Source organism: Comamonas brasiliensis (genome assembly GCF_018292285.1).
Lineage (GTDB): Bacteria > Pseudomonadota > Gammaproteobacteria > Burkholderiales > Burkholderiaceae_C > Comamonas > Comamonas brasiliensis.
In genome coordinates this window covers 719443-742309 of the sequence record NZ_JAANES010000002.1, presented here as the reverse complement: position 1 = coordinate 742309, position 22867 = coordinate 719443, and the positions used below count along the sequence as shown (strand labels likewise).

General features: G+C 64.7%; 18 protein-coding genes. 8 read left to right on the top strand and 10 right to left on the bottom strand.

Features of this window, described 5'->3' with window-relative positions:
• Nucleotides 1–79: 79 nt before the first annotated feature.
• Entirely contained in the window at nt 80–1057 is a 978-nt protein-coding gene (locus DJFAAGMI_RS11775) for a siderophore ABC transporter substrate-binding protein (RefSeq protein WP_211457286.1), read from the top strand.
• A gap of 103 nt (nt 1058–1160) precedes the next feature.
• Here DJFAAGMI_RS11775 and DJFAAGMI_RS11770 read toward each other — a convergent pair whose 3' ends face one another.
• The 3 genes from DJFAAGMI_RS11770 to DJFAAGMI_RS11760 form a co-directional block, all read right to left on the bottom strand.
• Nucleotides 1161–1592 carry a hypothetical protein gene (locus DJFAAGMI_RS11770; RefSeq protein WP_211457285.1) on the bottom strand — a complete coding sequence of 144 codons (432 nt, stop codon included), beginning with the start codon at nt 1590–1592 and terminating at the stop codon, nt 1161–1163.
• A 100-nt stretch (nt 1593–1692) separates the two neighbouring features.
• On the bottom strand, nt 1693–2097 hold the full coding sequence (locus tag DJFAAGMI_RS11765) for a hypothetical protein (protein ID WP_249334160.1): 405 nt from the start codon (nt 2095–2097) through the stop codon (nt 1693–1695).
• Between the two features lie 99 nt (nt 2098–2196).
• Nucleotides 2197–3618, bottom strand: coding sequence for a heavy metal sensor histidine kinase (locus DJFAAGMI_RS11760; protein WP_211457283.1), 1422 nt, complete (start codon nt 3616–3618; stop codon nt 2197–2199).
• A 46-nt stretch (nt 3619–3664) separates the two neighbouring features.
• Here DJFAAGMI_RS11760 and DJFAAGMI_RS11755 point away from each other — a divergent pair, with 46 nt between their 5' ends.
• Nucleotides 3665–4006, top strand: coding sequence for a DUF5713 family protein (locus DJFAAGMI_RS11755; RefSeq protein WP_211457282.1), 342 nt, complete (start codon nt 3665–3667; stop codon nt 4004–4006).
• 10 nt (nt 4007–4016) lie between these two features.
• Here the strand turns inward: DJFAAGMI_RS11755 and DJFAAGMI_RS11750 are convergent, their stop codons facing one another.
• On the bottom strand, nt 4017–4706 hold the full coding sequence (locus DJFAAGMI_RS11750) for a heavy metal response regulator transcription factor (protein ID WP_182284812.1): 690 nt from the start codon (nt 4704–4706) through the stop codon (nt 4017–4019).
• Between the two features lie 147 nt (nt 4707–4853).
• Between DJFAAGMI_RS11750 and DJFAAGMI_RS11745 the strand changes: the two genes are divergently transcribed.
• The 6 genes from DJFAAGMI_RS11745 to DJFAAGMI_RS11720 all read left to right on the top strand — a co-directional run bounded on the left by DJFAAGMI_RS11745 (nt 4854) and on the right by DJFAAGMI_RS11720 (nt 14777).
• Nucleotides 4854–6116 (top strand): TolC family protein, encoded by a 1263-nt coding sequence (locus tag DJFAAGMI_RS11745; protein WP_211457281.1) that lies wholly within the window; start codon nt 4854–4856, stop codon nt 6114–6116.
• 11 nt (nt 6117–6127) lie between these two features.
• Nucleotides 6128–7429: an efflux RND transporter periplasmic adaptor subunit gene (locus DJFAAGMI_RS11740; protein ID WP_211457280.1), complete on the top strand. Its 1302-nt coding sequence runs from the start codon at nt 6128–6130 to the stop codon at nt 7427–7429.
• 161 nt (nt 7430–7590) lie between these two features.
• The gene (locus DJFAAGMI_RS11735; RefSeq protein ID WP_211457279.1) at nt 7591–10713 is read left to right on the top strand and encodes an efflux RND transporter permease subunit; all 3123 of its coding nucleotides are present in this window, start codon (nt 7591–7593) and stop codon (nt 10711–10713) included.
• 228 nt (nt 10714–10941) lie between these two features.
• The gene (locus DJFAAGMI_RS11730; protein ID WP_211457278.1) at nt 10942–11115 is read left to right on the top strand and encodes a hypothetical protein; all 174 of its coding nucleotides are present in this window, start codon (nt 10942–10944) and stop codon (nt 11113–11115) included.
• 25 nt (nt 11116–11140) lie between these two features.
• Complete coding sequence (locus DJFAAGMI_RS11725; protein ID WP_211457277.1) at nt 11141–13375, top strand: phosphocholine-specific phospholipase C; 2235 nt, start codon at nt 11141–11143, stop codon at nt 13373–13375.
• A gap of 70 nt (nt 13376–13445) precedes the next feature.
• Complete coding sequence (locus DJFAAGMI_RS11720; RefSeq protein WP_211457276.1) at nt 13446–14777, top strand: D-serine ammonia-lyase; 1332 nt, start codon at nt 13446–13448, stop codon at nt 14775–14777.
• A 24-nt stretch (nt 14778–14801) separates the two neighbouring features.
• On the opposite strand, the gene DJFAAGMI_RS11715 is transcribed toward DJFAAGMI_RS11720, so the two are convergent.
• The 6 genes from DJFAAGMI_RS11715 to purU form a co-directional block, all read right to left on the bottom strand.
• Entirely contained in the window at nt 14802–16073 is a 1272-nt protein-coding gene (locus DJFAAGMI_RS11715) for a PQQ-dependent sugar dehydrogenase (RefSeq protein WP_211457275.1), read from the bottom strand.
• A gap of 52 nt (nt 16074–16125) precedes the next feature.
• Entirely contained in the window at nt 16126–17673 is a 1548-nt protein-coding gene (locus DJFAAGMI_RS11710) for an FAD-linked oxidase C-terminal domain-containing protein (RefSeq protein ID WP_052223838.1), read from the bottom strand.
• Between the two features lie 138 nt (nt 17674–17811).
• Nucleotides 17812–18930 (bottom strand): ABC transporter substrate-binding protein, encoded by a 1119-nt coding sequence (locus tag DJFAAGMI_RS11705; protein WP_211457274.1) that lies wholly within the window; start codon nt 18928–18930, stop codon nt 17812–17814.
• 156 nt (nt 18931–19086) lie between these two features.
• The gene (locus DJFAAGMI_RS11700; protein WP_211457273.1) at nt 19087–21006 is read right to left on the bottom strand and encodes a UvrD-helicase domain-containing protein; all 1920 of its coding nucleotides are present in this window, start codon (nt 21004–21006) and stop codon (nt 19087–19089) included.
• A gap of 80 nt (nt 21007–21086) precedes the next feature.
• Nucleotides 21087–21989: a LysR substrate-binding domain-containing protein gene (locus DJFAAGMI_RS11695; RefSeq protein ID WP_003050675.1), complete on the bottom strand. Its 903-nt coding sequence runs from the start codon at nt 21987–21989 to the stop codon at nt 21087–21089.
• A 24-nt stretch (nt 21990–22013) separates the two neighbouring features.
• Nucleotides 22014–22862: a formyltetrahydrofolate deformylase gene (gene purU / locus DJFAAGMI_RS11690; protein ID WP_003050678.1), complete on the bottom strand. Its 849-nt coding sequence runs from the start codon at nt 22860–22862 to the stop codon at nt 22014–22016.
• Nucleotides 22863–22867 lie beyond the last annotated feature (5 nt).

Here is a 22867-nt window from a genome sequence, read left to right as displayed (position 1 = left end):
TCGTCAGTGCAGCCCGTTGCCGCAGTGCGCGACAGCGGGCTGCCGGTCTTTCTTCTGTTTCCGCTTTTCAAGGTACTTCATGCAACAACTGATCAGCCGTCGCGCCGCCACCCTGGCATTGCTGACGATGGCCGGCAGCGCCTGGGCGCAAACGCAGGCGGTCCTGTCGTCTGCGACCCAGCCCGCCCGCATCCAGGTCCAGCATGCCCGGGGCGTGATCGAGCTGCCCCAGGCTCCCCGGCGCGTGGTGGTGTACGACCTGGCTTCGCTGGACACCATGCAGGCGCTCAAGCTGCCGGTGACGGGCGTGCCAAAGGTCCATTTTCCCGCCTATCTGTCGGGCTACGTCGATGCTCGTTACCAGGTGGCGGGCTCGCTATTCGAGCCCGACTACGAGGCACTGAGCCGCATCCGCCCCGATCTGATCGTGGTGGCCGGCCGCTCGGCCAGCAAGTACGAAACGCTGAGCCGTATCGCGCCCACGCTGGACCTGAGCACTTCGGGCCAGGACTTGCTCGGCGATATACAGCGCAATGTGACCGCACTGGCCAGCCTGTGGGGCAAGCAGGATGAGGGCGCGCAGCTCATGCAGCAGGTGCGCGGCGATGTGCAGGCCACCCGCGCTGCCGCGGCCAAGGCCGCGCCAGGCCTGCTGGTGCTGGCCGTCAACAAAAAAATGAGCGCCCAGACGCCAGGCTCGCGCTTCGGCTTGCTGCATGACGTGCTGGGCATCAAGCCCGCCTTGCCCGCAGATCCGGCGCAGGCGCGCGGCATTGCGCTGAAGATGGACGATATCGCCAGGATTGACCCCGAATGGCTGTTCGTGATCGACCGCAATGCGGGAACGGGCAGCACCAGGGACAAGGACGGCAAGCCGGTCGTGCCGTCGCGTGAGCTGTTCGACAACGACACCATCAAGAACACCCGTGCAGGCCGCAAGCAGCAACTGGTGTTCGTCGATCCGCAGCTTTGGTATTTGCTGGGCAGCAGCGGCCCCCAGGCCATGCGGTCCAATGCGCAGCAGATTCGCGCCGCGCTCGAACGCCAGGTTTTCTGAGAGAGCATCAATTTAATAGCTGCTTTCGCCAATGAATAAAGGGTTTCAATGCATAAAAGCATTGAAACCCTTTGTTTTCATGCGCAGCAAGCTATCAAAAGTATCAGGCGGAGGGCTCCGAAGGCTCGGGCGGCAGCAACTGCTTGCCAATCAGCTGCCAGGCCTTGGCGGCATCGGCCTGGCCGGCGAACAGATGGCAGCTGGCGGCCGTCATGGCGATGCGGCCGTTCTCGGGCTCGAGGTCAAAGGCCAGCTCGCATTGCGCAGCGGCGTTGGCCCACATCAGCAATGCGTTGCGGTTTTCTTCCTTCTGCAAGGCATGGGCCTCGGCCATCCAGGCCTGTGCCAGACGAAAGGCGGCTTCCGGTTCGTTCATATCGGCCTTGTGCGCCAGATAGAACTCCTTGCCGGCGGCCTGCCAGAAAGCGCGGGCCTGCTCGAAGTCCTGCGTGGCAATCTTCTGGGCCTGCTGCACCAGCGCGTTGCCGGCCTGCAGATGGGCCTGATAGGTGGATGCGTCTTGATCTTGGGACATGGCGCTTATTGTCCTCATTGCTCGGCCTCGCGGAGCGCGACCGCGCGCATCTCCCCTGGACGGCCCCGGGGCATTGCCGGCGCCTGCAGGCGGCTTGCCGCTAGTAGCGGAAGTCCAGCTGATGCGGGCCCTTGCCGATCTCTGCCGTTTGGGTCTTGCTGACGCCCTCCCTGGTGGTGGCGGTGATCTTGTAGCTGCCGGCAGGCAGCTGCACCAGGCAGACCGGGCCGTTGGCCGTGAAGCGGCTGCTGTCCTTGCTGGAGCTGACCTCGACCGCCACATTGGCCAGATAGGCGCCGTCCTTTTGCGCAAACAGCAGCGACAGCGGGTAGTCCTTCATCGCGGCGCGCATGAGCGTGGACTCGTCCTCGCCTATGCCGCCGCAGCTGTAGCGCAGCGCGCCGGCCTGCTGCATATCGGGAATCCGGCCTTGAGCCAGAGCGGGCAGGCCGAGACCGGCACTGGCGGCCAGGACCAGACAGGCAGCGTTTCTCAAGCAATGCATGGTGTTTCCTTTCAGCGATACACGGCCGGCCATCTTGCGGCCTGACCGCGCAGCTCCATGTCATCCCTGCTCGGTGCTGCGTGTGGGCCTCATCGGCTTTTACGCCCGGTTGCCGGATGAAACAGGCGCCCGTGCATGCGCATCCTGGCCCGCAGGCAGGCTCAGCCCGATGCGGGTGACGGAGCGGTCGGAGTGCGCAAACGCCTGTCCGCCATGCATGCGCGCGATCGCGGCCACGATGGACAGGCCCAGGCCGTGGTTGCGATCGGCCTGGCTGCGCGCTGCATCCGAGCGGTAGAAGCGGTCAAACAGCCTGGGCAGATGTTCTGCGGCAATGGCCTGGCCCTGGTTCTGCACCGCCAGCGTGACCTGGCCGGCCTGCGGCATGCTGATCTGAATCTCTATGCAGCTGCCCGGCGTGGCATAGCGCGTGGCATTGCCCAGCAGATTGGACAGTGCCCGGCGCAGCAATCGCGCATCGACCTGGGCCTGCGCATCGCCCTGCACCTGCACCTGCAGATCGGCCTCCTGCAGCGCGGCCTCGTGGTACTCCACCACTTCATCCGCGAGGCTGGCCAGGCTGGCCACCTGGATGCGGTGCGCGCTTTCGCCGCGATCGGCGTGAGAGAGAAACAGCATGTCCGCCACGATGCCGGCCATGCGCTGCAGATCCTCCAGATTGGAAGCCAGGATGTCGCGCAGCTCGCCTGCATCGCGGGGCTTGCGCAGAGCCAGTTCGCAGCTGCTGATGAGCGTGGTCAGCGGGGTGTTGAGTTCATGGGCCACATCGGCGTTGAAGGCCTCCATCTGGCGGTAGGCCACGGCCAGCCGCTCCAGCAACGCGTTGAACTGGGCAATCAGCGGACGCAGCTCCTGGGGCTGGTTGCTGTCGTCGAGTCTGGTCTGCCAGTCACGGCTCAGATCCTTGGCGCCCAGTTGCCGGGTCTGCTCCACCAGCGAATGCAGAGGTGCCAGCCCGCGGCGCACCAGCCAGGCGCTGAACATCGACACCAGCAGCGCACCGCTGACGGCAGCCAGGCCCAGAATCCAGGCCAGCTGGCGCAGCAGGGCATCGTCGGGGCGGCGGTCCAGCATCAGCAATACCTGCACGACCTGTTGCGCCTGCTGATCCACATGGGCCGGCAGCACGACGCTGAAGCTGCGCCGGGCGCTGTGAACATCGTCGAGGGGTTGGTGCAGTTTCTCGAACAGCAGCGTGCCGTCGGCATGGCTGACGCGGATCGACATATCCTCGTGGCCCGTGAGGAAGTCGGACAGCATGTGCTGCATGCTGGAGGCGGAGCGATTGGCACGCGCCTGTTGCAGAAGATGGGTGACGGTGACCTGCTTTTGCTCCAGGCTTTCCTGCTGGCGCTGTGCCAGGGCCAGCCAGCTGCCCCAGTACACGGCCACGCAGACCAGGCCCAGGCCCAGCATGGTCTGCAGGGCCAGCGAGCGTGACAGTCGCCGGCTCAGGTTCGGGATCCGGGCTGCGCGGGAAGGAGTGGAATCAGCGGTCATGGTGGCTGCTATGCTGGACGATTGATTGTTTGCGGAGGAAGAAACCATGAGTCCTGCCAATGCCATGCTGAACCACCATGCCTTCTTGCAGGAGATGTACGAGGACAGCTATTTCCCCGAGGAGCTGGTGCGCAAGGGCGAGGATATTCTGCGAGAGTTGTGTCTGCAGATCGATCAGCAAAAGCCGCAGAGTCTGGAGCAACTGTATCGCTTGAGCCATGCGGCGACCGAGCGTTTCAACGATCTGCAGCAGGAGTTCGAAGAGCAGGGCAGCGAGATGGAGACGGCGGCACGTGAATGCATTGCGGCTGACTTCGAGGCCATTGCCAAGGCTTATGGTTTTGAAGATGCGGATGTGGAGGAACTGATCGCGCTACGCGAATGGTAAGCACCGGCTATCAGGCATCAAGGCGAAGCTCCAGCACATAGCCCATGCCGCGCACCGTGTGCAGCAGGGGCAGCTCGAACGGTGCGTCGAGCTTGAGGCGCAGGCGGCGCACGGCGACCTCGACGACATTGGTTTCGCTGTCGAAGTTCATGTCCCAGACCTGGGAGGCCAGCTCGGTGCGTGACAGCACTTCGCCCTGGCGCCGCAGCAACAGACTCAGCAGATTGAACTCCTTGGCCGTCAGGTCCAGCCGCTGGCCAGCACGCGTGGCGCGGTGACGCAGCAGATCCAGCTCCAGATCGGCCATGCGCAGTACCGTGGCTTCGGGCGTGGCCGTGGCCTGCAGGCCGCGGCGCAGCAGTGCATGAATGCGGGCCACCAGTTCTGAAAATGCAAAAGGCTTGACCAGATAGTCATCGGCGCCGGCCTGCAGTCCTTTGACGCGGTCCTCCACCTGGGCACGGGCCGTGAGCATGAGCACTGGCGTCTGGCGCGACTGGCGCAGAGCCGCCAGCACGGCCAGGCCGTCGATGCCGGGCAGCATGCCGTCCAGAATGATGAGGTCGTAGGGCTGCTCGGTGGCCAGATGCAGGCCGTCAATGCCGTTGTGCGCGGCATCAACCACAAAGCCTTCCTCGCCCAGGCCTTTTTGCAAGTATTCGGCGAGTTTGGTTTCGTCCTCGATGACTAGAAGCTTCATGCGCAGATTGTCGAGCAAGTCGGTCGCTTGCGAAGATGACAAATTTGTCATCTTGAGGTCAGAACCCTGTGGGGGCCGCGAGGCTAGATTTGCTCCGCTTGCACAAGACTGCCAATAGAAGGGCAGGCATGCCGGCGGAGCATCACCATGACATTCATCACCAAGGCGGCCGCTGTGTTGCTGGGCAGCGGTTTGGGCCTTTTCGTGCCCTGTGCCTGGGCGCAACAACCTGCGCCCGCAACAGCAGCGTCAGCCACCCCCATCAGCCTGCAGGCCGCACTGGCGCTGGCCATGGAACACAACCCCGGTCTGCGAGCGGCAGCGCAGGCCCTGGCGGCCAGCGAGGGGGCATTGATACAGAGCCGTGCCAGACCCAATCCCGAGCTGGCCTATTCGCAGGAGGACACGCGCCGCGAAACCAGGTCCATGACTCTGCAATGGAACCAGTCCATAGAGATCGGTGGCAAGCGCGAGGCCCGCATGAAGGCGGCCGGGCATGGTCGCGAACTGGCCAGGGCCGAGCTGGAGGCCGCGCAGGCCGGTCTGCGTGCCGATGTGCGAACGGCTTTTGCCAATGTGCTGGCTGGTCAGCAACGCGTGCAGCTGCATCAGAAGACGCTGGAGATCGCCAGCAGTGCCCGCGATGCCGCGGCCAAGCGCGTGCAGGCGGGCAAGGTGGCACCGCTGGAGGAAACCAAGGCCCGTGTGGCCGAGAGCAGTGCCGAGCTGGCGCTGGCCCAGGCGCGCTCTGGTCTGCGTGTGGCGCGTCAGCAACTGGCAGCACTGTGGGGGGCGCAGCCTGCGGCATTTGGCAGCGCGGTGGGTGAGCTGGCGCAGCTGCCGGTACTGCCCGATGAAGGCCTGATGCTGCAAAGGCTGGAGCATTCGCCGCAGATGCTGCGTGCGCAGCAGGCCGTCTTTCAGGCCAGGTCCGTCGCCGAACTGGAGCGCGCCAAGCGCCTGCCCGATCCCAGCGTGAGTCTGGGCATGAAGCGTGCGCAGGAAGTAGGCCGCAATCAGCTTGTGGTGGGTATCTCGGTGCCGCTGCCGATTCTGGACAGCAACCGCGGCAATCAGCTGCAGGCGCTGCGTCTGGCCGACAAGGCTGAGGACGAGCTGCTGGCCACCCGCCAGCAGATGCATGCGCTGCTGCAGCAGCAGCGCGAGCAGTTGCAGACCAGCCGGGCCCAGGCCGAGCAGCTCGCGCAGCAGGTGCTGCCGGCGGCCGAATCCGCTTACGAAGTCGCTGCCAAGGGCTTTGCCCTGGGCAAGTTCAGCTATCTGGAAGTGCTGGATGCCCAGCGCACGCTGGCCGAGGCGCGCAGCCTCTATCTGGAGCAACTGGTGGCCACGCATCAGGCGGCCGCCGACATCACCCGCCAGCTGGGCGATGTGCCCGGTCTTGAGTAAGAACACGCATCATGAATTCCACCTCCCCAAAGCCCCGCCGCACGGCGATTGCGATTGCCATCATTCTGGCGCTGGGCGCGGCAGCTGCCGCCGCCATCGTCTACGGCACCCGGCCAGCGGCCGTGGCCGTGGAAGGCCAAGGCCATGAGCATGGCGCTGCCGAAAAAGGCCATTCCCATGAAGAAAAAGAGCATGACCATGGCAGCGAAGCCGGACATGCCGAGCAGAGCCCGGACAAGGGCAAAGCCGCTGCCAAGTCCGACCATGCCGATGAGGAAGAAGGCCTGCTCAAGCTCGATGCCGAGCGGGCCAGGGCAGCGGGCGTGAGCCTGGCCGAGGCCGGCCCGGCGTTGATTGCCGGCACGCTGCAACTGCCCGGCGAGATTCGCTTCAACGAGGACCGGACGGCCCATGTGGTGCCCCGTGTGGCGGGCGTGGCCGAGAGCGTGGCTGCCAATCTGGGACAAGTGGTGAAAAAGGGCCAGTTGCTGGCCACCCTGACTAGTCCTGCGGTATCCGAGCAGCGCAGCGAGCTGATGGCGGCGCAAAAGCGCCTGGCGCTGGCACGCACCACCTATCAGCGCGAAAAGCAGCTGTGGCAGGAGAAGATCTCGGCCGAGCAGGACTATCTGCAGGCCCAGCAGGCACTGCGCGAGGCCGAGATCGCATCCGCCAATGCACAGCAGAAGCTGGCCGCGATCGGCGCCGGATCGGGCTCTGCCGGCGCTTTGAACCGCTTCGAGCTGCGCGCGCCCTTCGATGGCGTGGTGGTGGAAAAGCACCTTGCCGTGGGCGAAGCCGTGCAGGACAGCACGGCCGTGTTCACCATCTCCGATCTGCGCTCGGTCTGGGCCGAAATGAAGGTCGCGGCCAGCGATCTGCCCTTTGTGCGCGTGGGCGAAAAGGCCACGGTACATGCAACGGCCTTCGAATCCAGGGCCACGGGAGTCGTGGCTTATGTGGGCGCGTTGATCGGGCAGGAAACCCGCACCGCCCCCGCGCGCATCACGCTGGACAACCCGGACGGCATCTGGCGCCCGGGCCTGTTTGTGAATGTGGATCTGACGGCAGCGGGCCAGCAGGCGGCGGTGGCGGTGGCCAATGCGGCCATCCAGAAGATCGACGGCGACAAGCCCGTGGTGTTTGTGCCGGTGGGGGGCGGCTTCAAGGCTCAGGCCGTGAAGCTGGGCAAGACTGACGGCCAGAACACCGAAGTGCTGCAGGGTCTGAGCACAGGCCAGCGCTATGTGAAGGACGGGGCGTTCGTGCTCAAGTCCGAGCTGGGCAAGGCCACGGCCGAGCATGTGCATTAAATGGAACCCCCTGAGGCGCGGCGCGCCTTCCCGTTGCACGGCGCCCCCAAGGGGGACGACACCTTCGCCTGGGCGGCCCCGCTGCGAGGTGGCTTTTGCTCGGTGTCTCTGGTTTGGATTGCGCCAGTGTGACAGGGCAGAAGAAGAGATTTGGAGTTTGAATGTTTGAGCGCATCATCCGCTTTGCCATTGCCCAGCGCTGGCTGGTCATGCTGGCCACGCTTGCCCTGGTGGGCCTGGGCATCTACAACTACCAGCGCCTGCCCATCGATGCCGTGCCCGACATCACCAATGTGCAGGTGCAGATCAATACCTCGGCGCCTGGCTATTCACCGCTGGAAACCGAGCAGCGCGTCACCTTTCCCATCGAGACCCTGATGGCCGGTCTGCCGGGACTGGACCAGACGCGTTCGCTCTCGCGCTACGGCCTGTCCCAGGTGACCGTGGTGTTCAAGGACGGCACGGACATCTACTTCGCGCGCCAGCTGGTGAACGAGCGCATGCAGCAGGCACGCGATGCGCTGCCCGCGGGCGTGGCGCCCGCGTTGGGGCCTATTTCCACGGGACTGGGCGAGATCTACCTGTGGACCGTGGAGGCCGATGACGGTGCCACCAAACCCGACGGATCGCCCTATACACCCATGGATTTGCGCGAGATCCAGGACTGGGTCATCAAGCCCCAGCTGCGCAATGTGGCGGGCGTGACCGAGATCAACTCCATTGGCGGCTTTGCCAAGGAATACCTGGTGGCACCACAGCCGCAAAAGCTCGCGGCCTATGGTTTCACGCTGGCCGATATCGTTGCAGCGCTGGAGCGCAACAACGCCAATGTGGGCGCCGGCTATATCGAGCGCCAGGGCGAGCAGTATCTGATCCGCGCCCCGGGGCAGGTGGGCGGCATTGCCGATATTCGCGAAGTCATCGTGGGCTCGGCGCAAGGCCAGCCCATCCGCGTGCGCGATCTGGCCGACGTGGGCCTGGGCCGCGAGCTGCGCACCGGTGCGGCCACGGACAACGGCCGCGAAGTGGTGTTGGGGACGGTGTTCATGCTGATTGGCGAGAACAGCCGTGCCGTGGCCCAGGCTGTGCACGAGCGCATGCAGGTGATCAACAAAAGCCTGCCGCCCGGCGTGAAGGCCGTGACGGTCTACGACCGCACGAATCTGGTGGACAAGGCAATTGCCACGGTCAAGAAGAACCTGATCGAAGGCGCGGCGCTGGTGGTGGCGATCCTGTTCCTGTTCCTGGGCAATCTGCGCGCCGCACTGATCACTGCGCTCATCATTCCGCTTTCCATGCTGTTCACCTTCACGGGCATGGTGCAGATGCGCGTCAGCGCCAATCTGATGAGTCTGGGGGCACTGGACTTCGGCATCATCATCGACGGCGCGGTGGTGATCGTGGAGAACTGCGTGCGCCGTCTGGCCCATGCCCAGGCGGCAGCAGGCCGGCCGCTGACCCGCAGCGAACGCTTCGAGGAGGTGTTTGCGGCAGCCCGCGAGGCCCGGCGCCCGCTGCTGTTCGGCCAGCTCATCATCATGGTGGTGTATCTGCCCATTTTTGCGCTCACCGGCGTGGAAGGAAAGATGTTCCATCCCATGGCGCTGACGGTGGTGATTGCGCTGCTGGGTGCGATGCTGCTGTCCATCACCTTCATTCCCGCAGCGATTGCGCTGTTCATGGGCGACAAGGTGGCCGAGAAGGAAAACCGCCTCATGGGCTGGGCGCGCCGTGCCTATGCACCGGTGCTCGCAAAAGTCATGCATGCGCCAGCCGTGGTGCTGACGGCGGCAGGTGTCATCGTCGCGCTGAGCTTGCTGCTGGCCACGCGCATGGGCAGCGAGTTTGCGCCCAATCTCAACGAGGGCGACTTTGCGATTCAGGCGCTGCGCATACCGGGCACCAGCCTCACGCAGTCGGTGCAGATGCAGATGCAGCTCGAGAGCGAGCTCAAGAAGCAGTTCCCAGAAATCGAGCGCGTGTTTGCGCGTACCGGCACGGCCGAGATCGCATCGGACCCGATGCCGCCCAATATCTCGGACGGCTACATCATGCTCAAGCCGCGCGATCAGTGGCCCGATCCGGCGCGTTCGCGCGACGATCTGCTGAGCGCCGTGCAGGAGGCCGTGGAAGGGATCCCAGGCAGCAACTACGAGTTCTCGCAGCCGATCCAGCTGCGCTTCAACGAGCTGATTTCCGGCGTGCGCAGCGATGTGGCCGTCAAGATCTTCGGCGATGACATGGCCCAGCTGGAGAAGTCTGCGCAGGCCGTGGCCGCCATGCTGCAGAAGATCCCCGGTGCCTCCGAGGTTAAGGTAGAGCAGACCACGGGCCTGCCCATGCTCACGGTGCAGATCGATCGCGAAAAAGCTTCGCGCTACGGCCTGAACATGGGCGATGTGCAGGATGCCATCAGCACGGCTTTTGGCGGACGCGAGGCAGGCACGGTATTTGAGGGCGACAGACGTTTCGCCATCCAGGTGCGCCTGCCCGAGGCCATGCGCAGCGATGTGGACGGCATAGGCCGCCTGCCGATCGCGCTGCCGCGCGGCGGCGACGGGCGTCTGGGCTTTGTGCCCCTGTCATCCGTGGCGACGGTGGAGCTGGCGCCGGGGCCCAACCAGGTCAGCCGCGAGGACGGCAAGCGCCGCATCGTGGTCAGCGCCAATGTGCGCGGTCGCGATATCGGCTCCTTCGTGGCCCAGGCCCAGCAGGAGCTCGAAGGCATTGCGCTGCCGGCCGGTTACTGGACGCGCTGGGGCGGAACCTTCGAGAACCTGGAGTCCGCACGCAAGCGCCTGATGATCGTGGTGCCCGTGGCGCTGGCGCTGGTGTTCACGCTGTTGTTTGTCATGTTCGGCAACGTGCGCGACGGTCTCATCGTTTTCACCGGCATTCCGTTTGCCTTGACGGGCGGTATTGCAGCGCTGTGGCTGCGCGGCATTCCGCTGTCCATTTCGGCGGCCATCGGCTTTATCGCCCTATGTGGTGTCGCCGTGCTCAACGGCCTGGTCATGATCTCCTATATCCGCAGCTTGCGCGAGCAGGGCATGGATCTGGAACAGGCCGTGACCGAAGGGGCACTCACGCGCCTGCGCCCCGTGCTGATGACGGCCCTGGTGGCATCGCTGGGCTTTGTGCCCATGGCGATTGCCACGGGCACAGGGGCCGAGGTGCAGCGCCCGCTGGCCACCGTGGTGATCGGCGGCATTCTCTCGTCCACCGTGCTGACCTTGCTGGTGCTGCCGCTGCTGTATCGGCTGGGATACGGAAAGCGGCAATAGCCGCGCAAGCGCCAGCGTTCTGACTGGCGTTGCGATGTTTCTTGCAGAGGGCTGACGTGGGTGCGTCGGCCCTTTTTGCATGGCGCTTCGCGCTGAAGAGGGCTCGCGAGCTTTGAACGCAGCAGCGATGCGAGCAAACGGACTGAAACATGGACGTCATCGGGATGACATGAGCTTTTCCTAGATTCTTGCCGGTCGAAACCTGTCGACATCAAAGCGAAAGACTCCATGCAAAACAAGCGTTTGATCAAGGCGTTGGCACTCGCCTGCCTGACGGCCGCCACGCTGGCCGCCTGTGGTGGCAGCGATGACAGCCCGCCTGCTCCCACGACCCCGCCCAATCCCACGACCCCCACGAACCCCACCGAGCCGGCCAAGCCGGAGATGCGCTGTGCTCCCTGAGCGCGGTGACAAACAAGGCTTCACCATGATTTCGCGACGCAATCTTCTGCAGGCCGGCAAGAACGCTGCCTTTTCCGCTGCCGCACTGGCCGCCTTTCCTCCCAGCATCCGCCGTGCGCTGGCCATTCCCGCCAACAATGTCACGGGCACGGTCATGGACGTGCAGCATGTGGTGATCCTGATGCAGGAAAACCGCTCCTTCGATCAGTACTTCGGCACGCTCAAGGGCGTGCGCGGCTTTGGCGACCGCATGACCATTCCCGTTCCCAACGGCCGCAAGGTCTGGCAGCAGGAGCGAGCCAACGGCACGGTGATCACGCCCTATCACCTGGACGGCACGGCCAACAATGCGCAGCGCGTTTCCGGCACCCCCCATTCCTGGCTGGACAGTCAGCAGGCCTGGGACAACGGCCGCATGTCGCGCTGGCCCGTGGCCAAGACGGACACCTCCATGGGCTATTTCAAGGAGCAGGAGCTGCCCTATCAGTTCGCGCTGGCCAATGCCTTCACGATCTGCGATGCCTACCACTGCGCCATGCACACCGGCACCGACGCCAACCGGTCATTCCACATGACGGGCACCAACGGTGCCGTGCCCCAGAACGTGGCTTTCGTGAATAACGAGTGGGATGCCATCAATGGCGTGACCAGCGATGCCACCACCGGCTATACATGGAAGACCTATGCGGAGCGGCTGCAGGAAGCCGGAGTGAGCTGGATCAGCTACCAGAACATGCCTGACGAGTGGGGCGACAACATGCTGGGCGCGTTCCAGAGCTTTCGTCGCGCCAATCTGGCTTCGGGTTTTCCGGTCTCCAGTGGCGGCGCGCCCAATTCGCCGTATACCAGCACCGGCCAGGCTTTGCCCTACCATGCCTATGACGCGGCCAGTGACGACGCTGCCAACCCGCTGTACAAAGGCGTGGCCAACACCTTGCCCGGCAATCAGCCCGAGGAGTATCTGGACGCTTTCAAGCGCGATATCCGCGAAGGCAAGCTGCCCCAGGTGTCCTGGGTCAACGCGCCGTCCATCTATTGCGAGCACCCCGGCCCATCCAGCCCGGTGCAGGGCGCCTGGTTTCTGCAGGAGGTGCTGGACGCGCTGACGGCCAATCCCGAGGTCTGGAGCAAGACCGTGCTGCTGGTCAACTTCGATGAGAACGATGGCTACTTCGACCATATGCCTTCGCCCTCGGCACCATCGCAGAACGCCGACAAGACCTATGCAGGCAAGACCACGCTGCCGGAGGCCGATCTGCAGGCCGAATACTTCACGCATGGCGCACCGGCCGGCAGCCGCAGCCAGCCTGCTCCCGATGGCCGTGTCTACGGTCCCGGTCCACGTGTTCCGCTGTATGTGATCTCGCCCTGGAGCCGCGGCGGCTGGGTCAACTCCCAGGTGTTCGACCACACCTCGGTGCTGCGCTTCCTGGAGGCCCGCTTTGGCGTGAAGGAGCCCAATATCAGCCCGTTCCGCCGGGCGGTTTGCGGCGACCTGCTGAGCAGCTTCAATTTCAAGACGCCGAACAACGAGACCCTGCCCGTGCTGGCCGGCCGCTCCACGCGCGATGTTGCCGACAAGCTGCGTGCCGATCAGCAAAAGCTGCCCGCCGTGCCCGTGCCTCGCGATATGCAGCTGCCTTTGCAGGCCGGCGGTACACGTCCGTCGCGGGCCTTGCCCTACGAGCTGCATACCAGTGCGCGCTGCCAGAGCAACGGTCCGGTGGAACTGGTGTTTGCCAACACCGGCACGCAGGCAGCCGTCTTCCATGTCTATGACCGTTACAAGCTGGACCGCACGCCTCGCCGCTACATGGTGGAAGCGGGCAAGACGCTGTCCGATACCTGGGATGCCGTGCGCGACAACTTCGGCAAGTACGACCTCTGGGTGCTGGGCCCCAACGGATTCCATCGCCACTTCAAGGGCGACCTGAATCGCCTGGGCAGTGTGCAGGCAGCCCTCGAGGTGCGGGTGTGCTATGACATCACCAACGGCAATGTCTATGTGGATCTGATGAACAAGGGCGCGCAGGCTGCGGTGTTCACCATCACGCCCATGGCCTACCGCAGCGACGGCCCATGGACGGTCGAAGTTGGCGCCGCCGCCAGTGCCGAGAGGCACTGGGAGCTGAAGGCCAGCGGCCAGTGGTATGACTTCGCCGTGACCTGCGACAGCGATCCGGCGTACTACCGGCGCTTTGCGGGCCGCCTGGAAACCGGTCAGCACACGATCAGCGACCCTGCCATGGGAGAGGCATAGCAGCCACGCCTTGGCCGTCCCGTCCGGCATGCTCCATTGGCCCTAATATGGCTGTCTTGTATGACGATGGATGCATGCCATGACTTTTTCCGTGCTGCACGACCTGGTTGAAGATCTGCGCCATGCCCGGCCCACGCTGTGGGCCGGGCGCAGCGATGCAGAACACTCCTCGCAGGTCATAGACGCGGCCCAGGTTCAGCAGGCCGTAGAGCGCTTCGAGCGTTTTGCACCCTTGCTGGCGCGGCTGTTTCCCGAGCTGCAGGTGGCTGGCGGGCGCATTGAGTCGGCGCTGCAGCCCGTGCCGCAGATGCAGCGGGCGCTGCAACTGCCCGAGCAGATGGGCCGACTCTGGCTCAAGGCCGATCACAGCCTGCCGGTGGCCGGCTCCATCAAGGCGCGCGGTGGCGTGCACGAGGTGCTGGAGTACGCGGAGCAGATTGCTTTGCAGCACGGCCTGCTGGCCGATGGCGACTATCTGCAGCTGGCCTCCGATGCCGCGCGTGCGGTGTTTGCCCGCTACCAGGTGGCGGTAGGCTCCACGGGCAACCTGGGTCTGTCGATCGGCGTCATGGCCTCGGCCCTGGGCTTCGAGGCGGTGGTCCATATGTCAGCCGATGCCAAGGAATGGAAAAAGCAGCGCCTGCGTGCGCGTGGCGTGCAGGTGGTGGAGCATGCTGGTGACTATGCCCAGGCCGTGGCTGCGGGCCGCGCGCTGACCGACCGGGACCCTCACTGTCACTTTGTGGATGACGAGCATTCGCTCTCGCTGCTGCTGGGCTATGCGGCGGCGGCTCCATACCTGGTCGCGCAACTTGCAGAGAACGGGATTGCCGTGGATGAGACGCATCCTTTGTTTGTCTATATTCCCTGCGGCGTTGGGGGGGCGCCCGGCGGCATGGCGCTGGGTCTGCAGCAGGCATTCGGGCCACATGTGCATTGTTTTTTTGCCGAACCCGTGCAGTCGCCCTGCTTCATGGTGGAGATGCTGGCCGGTGCCTCGGCCCTGCCGGGTCTGGAAGCCCATCCTTCGGTCTATGCGCTGGGCCTGAACAACCGGACCGAGGCCGACGGCCTGGCCGTGCCGCGGGCGTCGGAGCTGGCTGCCGACGTGGTGCGTGGTTTTCTCGGCGGCGTTTTCACGGTGGCGGACGAGACGCTGTTTCGCCACCTGTACCTGTTGCAGGACAGCGAGGGGTTGCAGATCGAGCCGTCGGCTGCCGCGGGCTTTGGCGGTCCGCGTGCCCTGCTGGAAAGTGCTGCGGGCCGGGACTATCTGCAGCGCCAGAAGCTGCAGGCGCATATGGCGAACGCCACACATATCGTCTGGACCACAGGCGGCCTGTTTGTTCCGGGCGAGGAATACGCCCGGTTTCTGGCGCGCGGGCGCGATCTGGCGAACTGAGCGCCTTGCCCCGGTTTACCTGGGTTACTTGGGCCTTGGCGCCATGCCTGCTTCGCTCATCAGCACCAGCAGGCTGCGGTTGAAGTCCTCCACCACCAGCAGCCGGCCCGCATGGTCGATGGCCATGCCCGTGGGGCGCCCGCCAGGGCGCAGACCGGGCTTGGCATCCCAGTTGCTCAGCCATTGAATGGCCTGGCCCGAGGGCCGGCCCTTGCCGTCGCGTGCAAAGCCCACGAGGCGCTGGCCCTCGGCCCGCTGTCCATGCCAGGCCACCAGCAATTGCCCGCCAAATGCACTGCCGATCGGTGTCGCCAGCATTTGCAGGGGAGCCACATGGGCGGGCCAGAGCATGTGGGGCGCTTCGGTCTTGCTGCAGTCGAAGCGCTTTTCATAGCCTTGCGCGTTCTGGCGTGCGCCTATGCAGTAAGGCCAGCCATAGTCGGCACCTGCGCGCAGCAGGTTGAGTTCCTCGGGCGGCTGCTTGGGGTCGCGGTAGTCGATATTGTTCTCGCCCTGCCAGATCGTGCCCGCAGCCGGGCCATCGGGCATCACGGCCAGCGCCATGGAATTGCGCAGGCCGCTGGCAAAGGGCTTGAACTCCTTGACGCTCTGCGGGCCAGGCTGCAGCACCATGCGCCAGACGGCAGCGCGCGGCATGGCCGCGCTGCGCTCGGGGCAGGGAACGGGTTGTTTCTGGTCTTCACCGCGGCAGGCGTCGGTGGCCGAGCCCATGTTCACGTAGAGGCTGCCGTCCGGCGCAAACGCCAGTTCCTTGAGCAGATGGGCGCCGTCGGCCGGCAGGCCGCTGGCCAGCATCTCGGGTTGCGGCGTCTGGCCGAGAACGGGCACCGCAGCGCGCCATATTTTGTCGGCCTCGCCGATATAGACCTTGCCGTCCGGCCCGCGCACCATGCCCGAAGGGTAGTTGAGCTTGCTCAGCAGCACCCGGGCTTCCACGGCCTTGGCCGTGGTGTTGGCGTTGGCGGCAGTGGCCGCGTCAGGAGGCAGCCGAAGCTCGATCAGCTGGCCCACATGGGGCATCCAGTTACCCATGTCCAGCACCCAGATGCGGCCAGGCGCAATTTCCAGCACGCGGCGTGGAAAGCGCAGGCCGTGGGCTTCGTCGGCAATCAGCCCCACGCAGGTTCCGGCGGGGCTGGTGATGGCCAGGCGCGGATAGATGCCGCATTTGCCGGTGGATGTGTAGCCTCGCGCCTGCGCGGGCTGGGTCGCAGCCAGCGTCAGCAGTACCGGGGCCAGCAGCAGGCCCAGCGTCTTACCGATGGAAGAGATCATCTAACGGCTCCACAAATGCATTCAGCAGCCGTGATCTTGCCATGGCCGGACTTCAGAATCGCGGCAGGTCGGGATGGGCGATCTGGCCGCCACGCACCAGCATCTTGCCGTACTCTGCGCAGCGGTTGAGCGTGGGGATCACCTTGCCGGGATTGAGCAGGGACTGCGGATCAAACGCTGCCTTGAGCGCGAACATCTGGGCGTTCTCGGCCGTGGTGAACTGGGTGCACATGCTGTTGAGCTTTTCCACTCCGACACCATGCTCGCCCGTCACTGTGCCGCCCATGGCCACGCTGGTTTCCAGAATGTCGGCACCGAACAGCTCGCAGCGGTGCAGCTCGTCGGGGTTGTTGGCGTCGAACAGGATCAAGGGGTGCAGATTGCCGTCGCCAGCGTGGAACACATTGGCGCAGCGCAGCTGGTACTTCTTCTCCATCTCCTGGATCGCCAGCAGGATGTCGGCCAGGCGCTTGCGTGGAATGGTGGAGTCCATGCACATGTAATCGGGGCTGATACGGCCGCTGGCGGGAAAGGCATTCTTGCGCCCGCTCCAGAAGCGCAGGCGCTCTTCCTCGCTCTCGCTCACGGTGATGGCCGTGGCTCCGGCGTGGCGCAGCACTTCGCTCATGCGGGCGATCTCTTCTTCCACCTCCTCGGGCGTGCCGTCGCTCTCGCACAGCAAGATGGCTTCCGCCGTAAGGTCATAGCCGGCACGCACAAAGTCCTCCACGGCGGCCGTCATGGGCTTGTCCATCATTTCCAGCCCGGCCGGAATGATGCCGGCCGCGATCACCGCAGCCACTGCGTCGCCGGCTTTGCGTACATCGTCGAAGCTGGCCATGATGCAGCGTGCCAGCTGGGGTTTGGGCACGAGCTTGACCGTGACCTCGGTCACCACGGCCAGCATGCCTTCGCTGCCTATCATGATGGCCAGCAAGTCCAGTCCGGGAGTGTCGAGTGCATCCGAGCCGAATTCGACGGGCTCGCCTTCGATGCTGAAGCCCTTGACCTTGAGCACGTTGTGCACCGTGAGTCCGTACTTGAGGCAGTGCACGCCGCCCGAGTTCTCGGCCACATTGCCTCCGATGGTGCAGGCGATCTGGCTGCTGGGGTCGGGCGCATAGTACAGACCGTAGGGTGCAGCGGCTTCGCTGATGGCAAGGTTGCGAACGCCGCATTGAACCAGGGCCGTGCGGCTGTAGGCATCGACGCCGAGGATTTTGTTGAACTTGGCCAGCGACAGCGTCACGCCCATGGGGTGGGGCATGGCGCCGCCCGAAAGCCCGGTGCCGGCGCCGCGCGCAATGACGGGAGCCGCTATGGCATGGCAGGCCTTGAGCACGGCCTGCACCTGTGCATAAGTCTCGGGCAGGCAGACCAGCAGCGGGCGCTGACGGTAGGCCGTCAGCCCGTCGCATTCATAGGGCGTGGTGTCTTCGCTCTGATAGAGCAGGGCATGCGCCGGCACATGGGGGCGCAGTGCCGCCAGCACCTCGGCCTGGCGCCTGGCGCGCTCGGATGGCTCGGGCAGGTGATGCGCTGCGTTGGCCGCCGTGCTGGAGGTGGCGACGAGATCGGTGAATGTGCTGGCGGACGTCATGCCTGCAAATGTAGGGGATGCGCCCGCGCCTTGGTGTGAGCTTTATTGCAAAGCTGCTTGAAATGCTTTGCGATGACAGTCATGAAGGCTTTAGAAATGAGAGCATCAACCGCTTTGTGGGTAAGCGATTGAGTCGATTTATTCTCTGAAATGGCCGCCTGCGTCGATCATGGTCAACCCGACATAGCTGGAGCCGCTGCGTGGCGGCGTGAAGCGCAGGTGCATGGCGCCATAGCGAACCTCCCCCATCGCGTCGAGTGCGGCAGTCAGGCTCGCACGCTGATTGGACGGCGTGGCCTTGCGCAGCGCATCGAGCAGGGTGCGAGTGTTGAGAAAGACTTCCAGCCCCAGATAGGAGGCTGGCGGCATGCCTGGCTGGCCAACGAGTTGCTGGTAATCCTTGATGGCCGGGATCGCACCCTTCCAGGGACTGGGCACCAAGGTGGTGAAGGCGATGCCGCGCGTATACGATCCCAGCCCTTGCACCACGGCGCGATTGGCCTGAGCGGCCAGGTTGTAGAACGGTGCGGTGACATGGGCCTGCCTGGCCATGGTGATCAGACCTATGGTGGCCGGAGCGCCCGCCAGCACGATGACGCCCTGGAGATCGGGCTGGGCGGCCAGCTGCTTGGCGAGCTCCGGGGAGTTGGCGCCTGATGCTTCCACGGCCAGCGTGATGACGGGTTTGAGATCCTTGGAAGTAAAGGCGGTCAGGGCGATCTGCAGACTGTCTTTGCCGAAGCCGTCGTTCTGATGAACGATGGCGACTCGTCGAAGACCTATGGTCTGCATTTGCTGCAACATGGCTGCAATTTCGGCCTGGGTGCTGGCGCGCAGCGGGTAGACGAATCGGCTGGGCTGCTGGCGCATGCTGCCGGCCCCTGCAATCACCCCTACCAGGGCGGTCTGGCCCTGCTGTATCTCGGGCTGCATGGCGGCGCAGCTGGCCGTTCCCCAGCAGTTGAGCAGGGCCACGGCCCCTTCCTGGATCAGCTGGCGTGCATTGCCGGCGGCGCGCTGCGGTTCGTAGCCATCGTCCAGTACCCTGAGCGTCAGAGGCTTGCCCCCCAGTCCGCCGAGCTTGTTGAACGCCTCCACCTGGGCCTGCATGATGCTCAGCCCTTCCTTGCCGGCCTCGGCCTGTGCACCGGACAGCGGCAGGCTGGCACCGATGGTGACGGGGTTGTCCTGCGCATGCAGGGGCAGGGCGGCAATGCCGGCGGCCAGAAGCCAGGCGCAGCGCATTGGGGTTGGCATAGGTCTCCTCCTCGTTGTTGTGAGCCCATGGTGGGAGGGGGAGTAGACCGGCGATAGAGGGCAACTGCGGCAATGTCTGCGCGCAGCGACGTTACACAGTTTTGACTCGCATGCGGGATGCAGGCTTGACCTGTATCAGCCCCTGGCCTTGCGTCGTCAGCTGCTTTCCAGTACCCACAGCCGCTTGCTGGCGCGAGTCATGGCGACGTAGAGCAGATTGCGCTGCGGGTCGTTCGCGTCGGGGGAGAAATGCCTGGCATGGACGAAGGGCACGGCCACATATTCGTATTCATGGCCTTTGCTGCGCTCCACCGTGAGCAGTTGCAGGCTGGGTTTTTCCTGGCGCTGATGCTGTGCGATGCTCGACTGAACCATGAGGCTGAGACGGCCCAGGAATTCATCGACGGAAAGCCCGGCGCAGATCTGCGACAGCGCTTGCAGGCCGGTCAGGCATTGGCGCAGCTCGTCCTGGCTGATGGGAGCCTGGGCAAAGAACTGCTGCAGCAGCGGATGGCTGCACAGCTGCCCAGCATCGGCGCATTGCTCGGCGGGCAGGGCCAGCAGCCGGGCTGCGGCCGAGTCCGGTGCGATCTGGACGGCAAGGAAACGGCGCATGGCGCTCTGCCGTCCCATCAGTTCGGCAGCGATGCGCAGCGTGTCGGACTCCGGCGGAGCTTCGCCCAATGCGCTCATGTCGAACAGGCCGTTGGCCAGCAGATCCCGGTCGGGTGGGCTGGCATGGCGCACATAGCGCATCAGGCCTTCGGCGGCGCTGTTCAGAATGCCTTGCGAGAGCCGGGCGGCACCGCTGCAGCCGGGCATGGCCCACAGCATGGCCAGCACCAGGGCGATTTCACGGCGCTGGTAGAAGCGCTGCATGCCTTTGCAGGCATAGTGCACGCCTTCGTGGGCGAACAGCCATTCAAGCCGTATCGAATCTTCGGGCGAGCGCAGGATGACGCGCAGCACGGCGGGCGGGTCCTGCGGTTTGCGGGGCAGACGGGCCACGGCGGCATGGATGTCCAGCAACTGCCGGGAGCAGTCCTCATCATCGCCACGGCGATGTTCGAACCAGGCCGAGGCATTGCGGTAATGGGCTTCGAACTCCACGCCGAAGAGCCGGTTCAGTTCCTGGCAGATGAGGGGGCCGAAGCGATAGGTTGTGTTGAGCGTGGCCTGGCCGGTGCCTGCGGGCAGCTCCTGCAGGATGCGTTGGGCGCTGTCGCCAAAGATGGAGGAAGCGCCCGGCAGAATGTGCTGGTTGAAGTCGCCGACACCGATGAAGCGGCCGTTGCCGCGTGCCAGATGGCGCAGCACCAGCAGCGCGGCCTCGTCCAGGTCCTGCAGTTCGTCGAACAGCACGGCTTCGAAGCGGCCCTGCAGCAGCGGAAAGCCGGCATCGAAGTCCAGTGCGGCCAGCTGGCAGGCCAGCGCGTAGGTGCAGTCGCCGGGCGCATAGAACAGCGGCTCCTGGGTGGGGCCCGCGCGCAGCCGTTCATAGCTGCGCAGCAGTCGGTACAGGCCGTAGTCCAGAGCGTTGTCGCGGCAATATGCCAGCGCTCCGAGGCCGCTGGCGTCGATGTCGAGTTCCAGCATGCGCTGCTTGGCCTGGGCCTCGAAGGCGAGGAAGGCGCTGATGTCCAGGGGGCGTGCGAAATAGTCGGACAGCTCGGGGATGTCGAGCTCGGCATGCCGTTCGGCCTCTTGCGACAACGCCTGATGCGCCTGCTGGATGAGCAGGTTCTTCTCCAGGGCAGAGGAGAGCATGGGCACGGGGTCGCCCAGCTCTTCGAGTATGCGGGCGCAAAACTGCTCCAGAGTGAGCAGGTGCAGGCCTTCGAGGCGTACGGCGGTGAGCCGGTCCAGGCGTGCCTGAATGGCCTTGATGCCGGCTTCGGAGTAGGCCAGCATCAGCACCTTGCGCGCGCCCTGGGTGCGGATCAGGTCAACGGCCTTGATGGCCAGCGTGGTCGTCTTGCCCGTGCCGGCCAGGGCGCGGATGAGCAGCGAGGACGCTTCGCTGTTGAGTGCCTGGTTCTGGTCAAGGCCGGGGTACAGCCTGGGCTGCAGGTTCATGCCGTGGGTGCTCCATCTTCGTTATCCATCGCGCGGCCTGTGCAATGGGCTGCGCCGCAGCGAGGCCGACAGGGTACCGCTCAGCCCATGGCCTTGCGCAGCCACTCTGCGAAGGCCGCACATTCCCAGCGATCCATGATGCCGGTCTTCCAACACAGATAGTGTGCGTGGGGGCTGGGAGCATCGACATCGAACAGGCGCACCAATGTGCCGTTTTCCAGCCAGGGGGCTCCGAGCTTGTGGCGTACCAGGGCGATTCCCATGCTGGCCGATGCCGCGTCGCACATCAGGCCGATGTCGTTGAACTGGGAGCCTTCGTTGGGTTCGGCCATGTCGAGGCCGGTCGCGGCGAACCAGGTGCGCCAGGGCTCCAGCGGGCTGCGAAGCAGCGGCATGCCTTCCAGGTCGTCCGGGCGCTCGAACGGTCCATGCTCGCGGATGAAGCTGGGCGAGGCCAGCGGTGTGACGGTGTCGCGGGCCAGCTCGATATGCTCCACGTCGGCATAGTGGCCGGCGCCGAAGCGCACCATCAGGTCGGCGTCCTCACCGATCACATCCAGCAGCGGAATCGAAACCTGCAGCGCGATGTCGATTTCGGGATAGGCCTCGGTGAACTGGCGCAGGCGTGGAATCAGGATCACGCGCGCAAAAGTGGGGGTGACGGCCAGTTTCAGGCGTCTGCGTCCGGGCGAGGCCGATGCTCCGGGAAAGCGCTGCAAGGCGCCCAGGCCCTCGCGTACATGGGCCAGATAGGAGCTTCCGTCCGTGGTCAGCGAGAAATCCGTGCGGCCGAACAGGCGTGCGCCCAGAATCTGCTCAAGCTGCTTGACCCGGTGGCTGACGGCGCTGGGCGTTACGCACAGCTCCTCCGCCGTCAAGGTGACCGAACGCAGCCGCGCCAGCGCCTCGAAAGTGAGCAGGCACTGTATCGGCGGAATCCGCCTGGCCGTAATGCTGTTCAAGGAGCCGGGGCTGCGGGTCATATGGTCAATCCCAAGCCCAGGGATTTAGCGGAACACCACGGTCTTGTGACCGTTGAGAATGACGCGTCGCTCGCTGTGCCATTTCACGGCACGGGCCAGCACCTGGCTCTCGGTGTCGCGGCCGCGGGCCGTCAGGTCTTCGACGGTGTCGGTATGGTCGGCGCGCGCCACGTCCTGTTCGATGATCGGGCCTTCGTCGAGGTCGGCGGTCACATAGTGGGCGGTGGCACCGATCAGCTTCACGCCGCGGTCATGCGCCTGGTAGTAAGGCTTGGCACCCTTGAAGCTGGGCAGGAAGCTGTGGTGGATATTGATGGCGCGACCGGCCAGCTTTTTGCACAGGTCGTTGGACAGCACCTGCATGTAGCGGGCCAGCACCACCAGCTCGGCGCCTTCTTCCTCGATGATCTCGTACTGGCGCTCTTCGGCCTGGGCCTTGGTCGCGGCAGTCACGGGAATGTGATGGAAGGGAATGTTGTAGCTTGCCGCCAGCTGATAGAACTCGCGGTGGTTGCTGATGATGGCCTTGATCTCGATGGGCAGCAGACCCGACTTCCAGCGGAACAGCAGGTCGTTGAGGCAGTGGCCTTCCTTGCTGACCATGATGACGGTCTTGATGCGCTCGGCTTTGGAGTGCAAACTCCACTGCATTTGATATTGATCAGCTAATTGAGCAACGGATGCCTTTAGGGAGGCGGCGTCTTTGCCATCGCAGGCAAACTGCACGCGCATGAAGAACAGGCCGGTTACCGGGTCGTTGTACTGCGCTGCTTCTTCAATATTGCCGCCTTGCTCAAGCAAGAATCCGGAAACGGCATGCACCAGGCCCAGTCGGTCTGGGCAGGATAAAGTCAAAATATAGGCTTGGGTCATAGCTG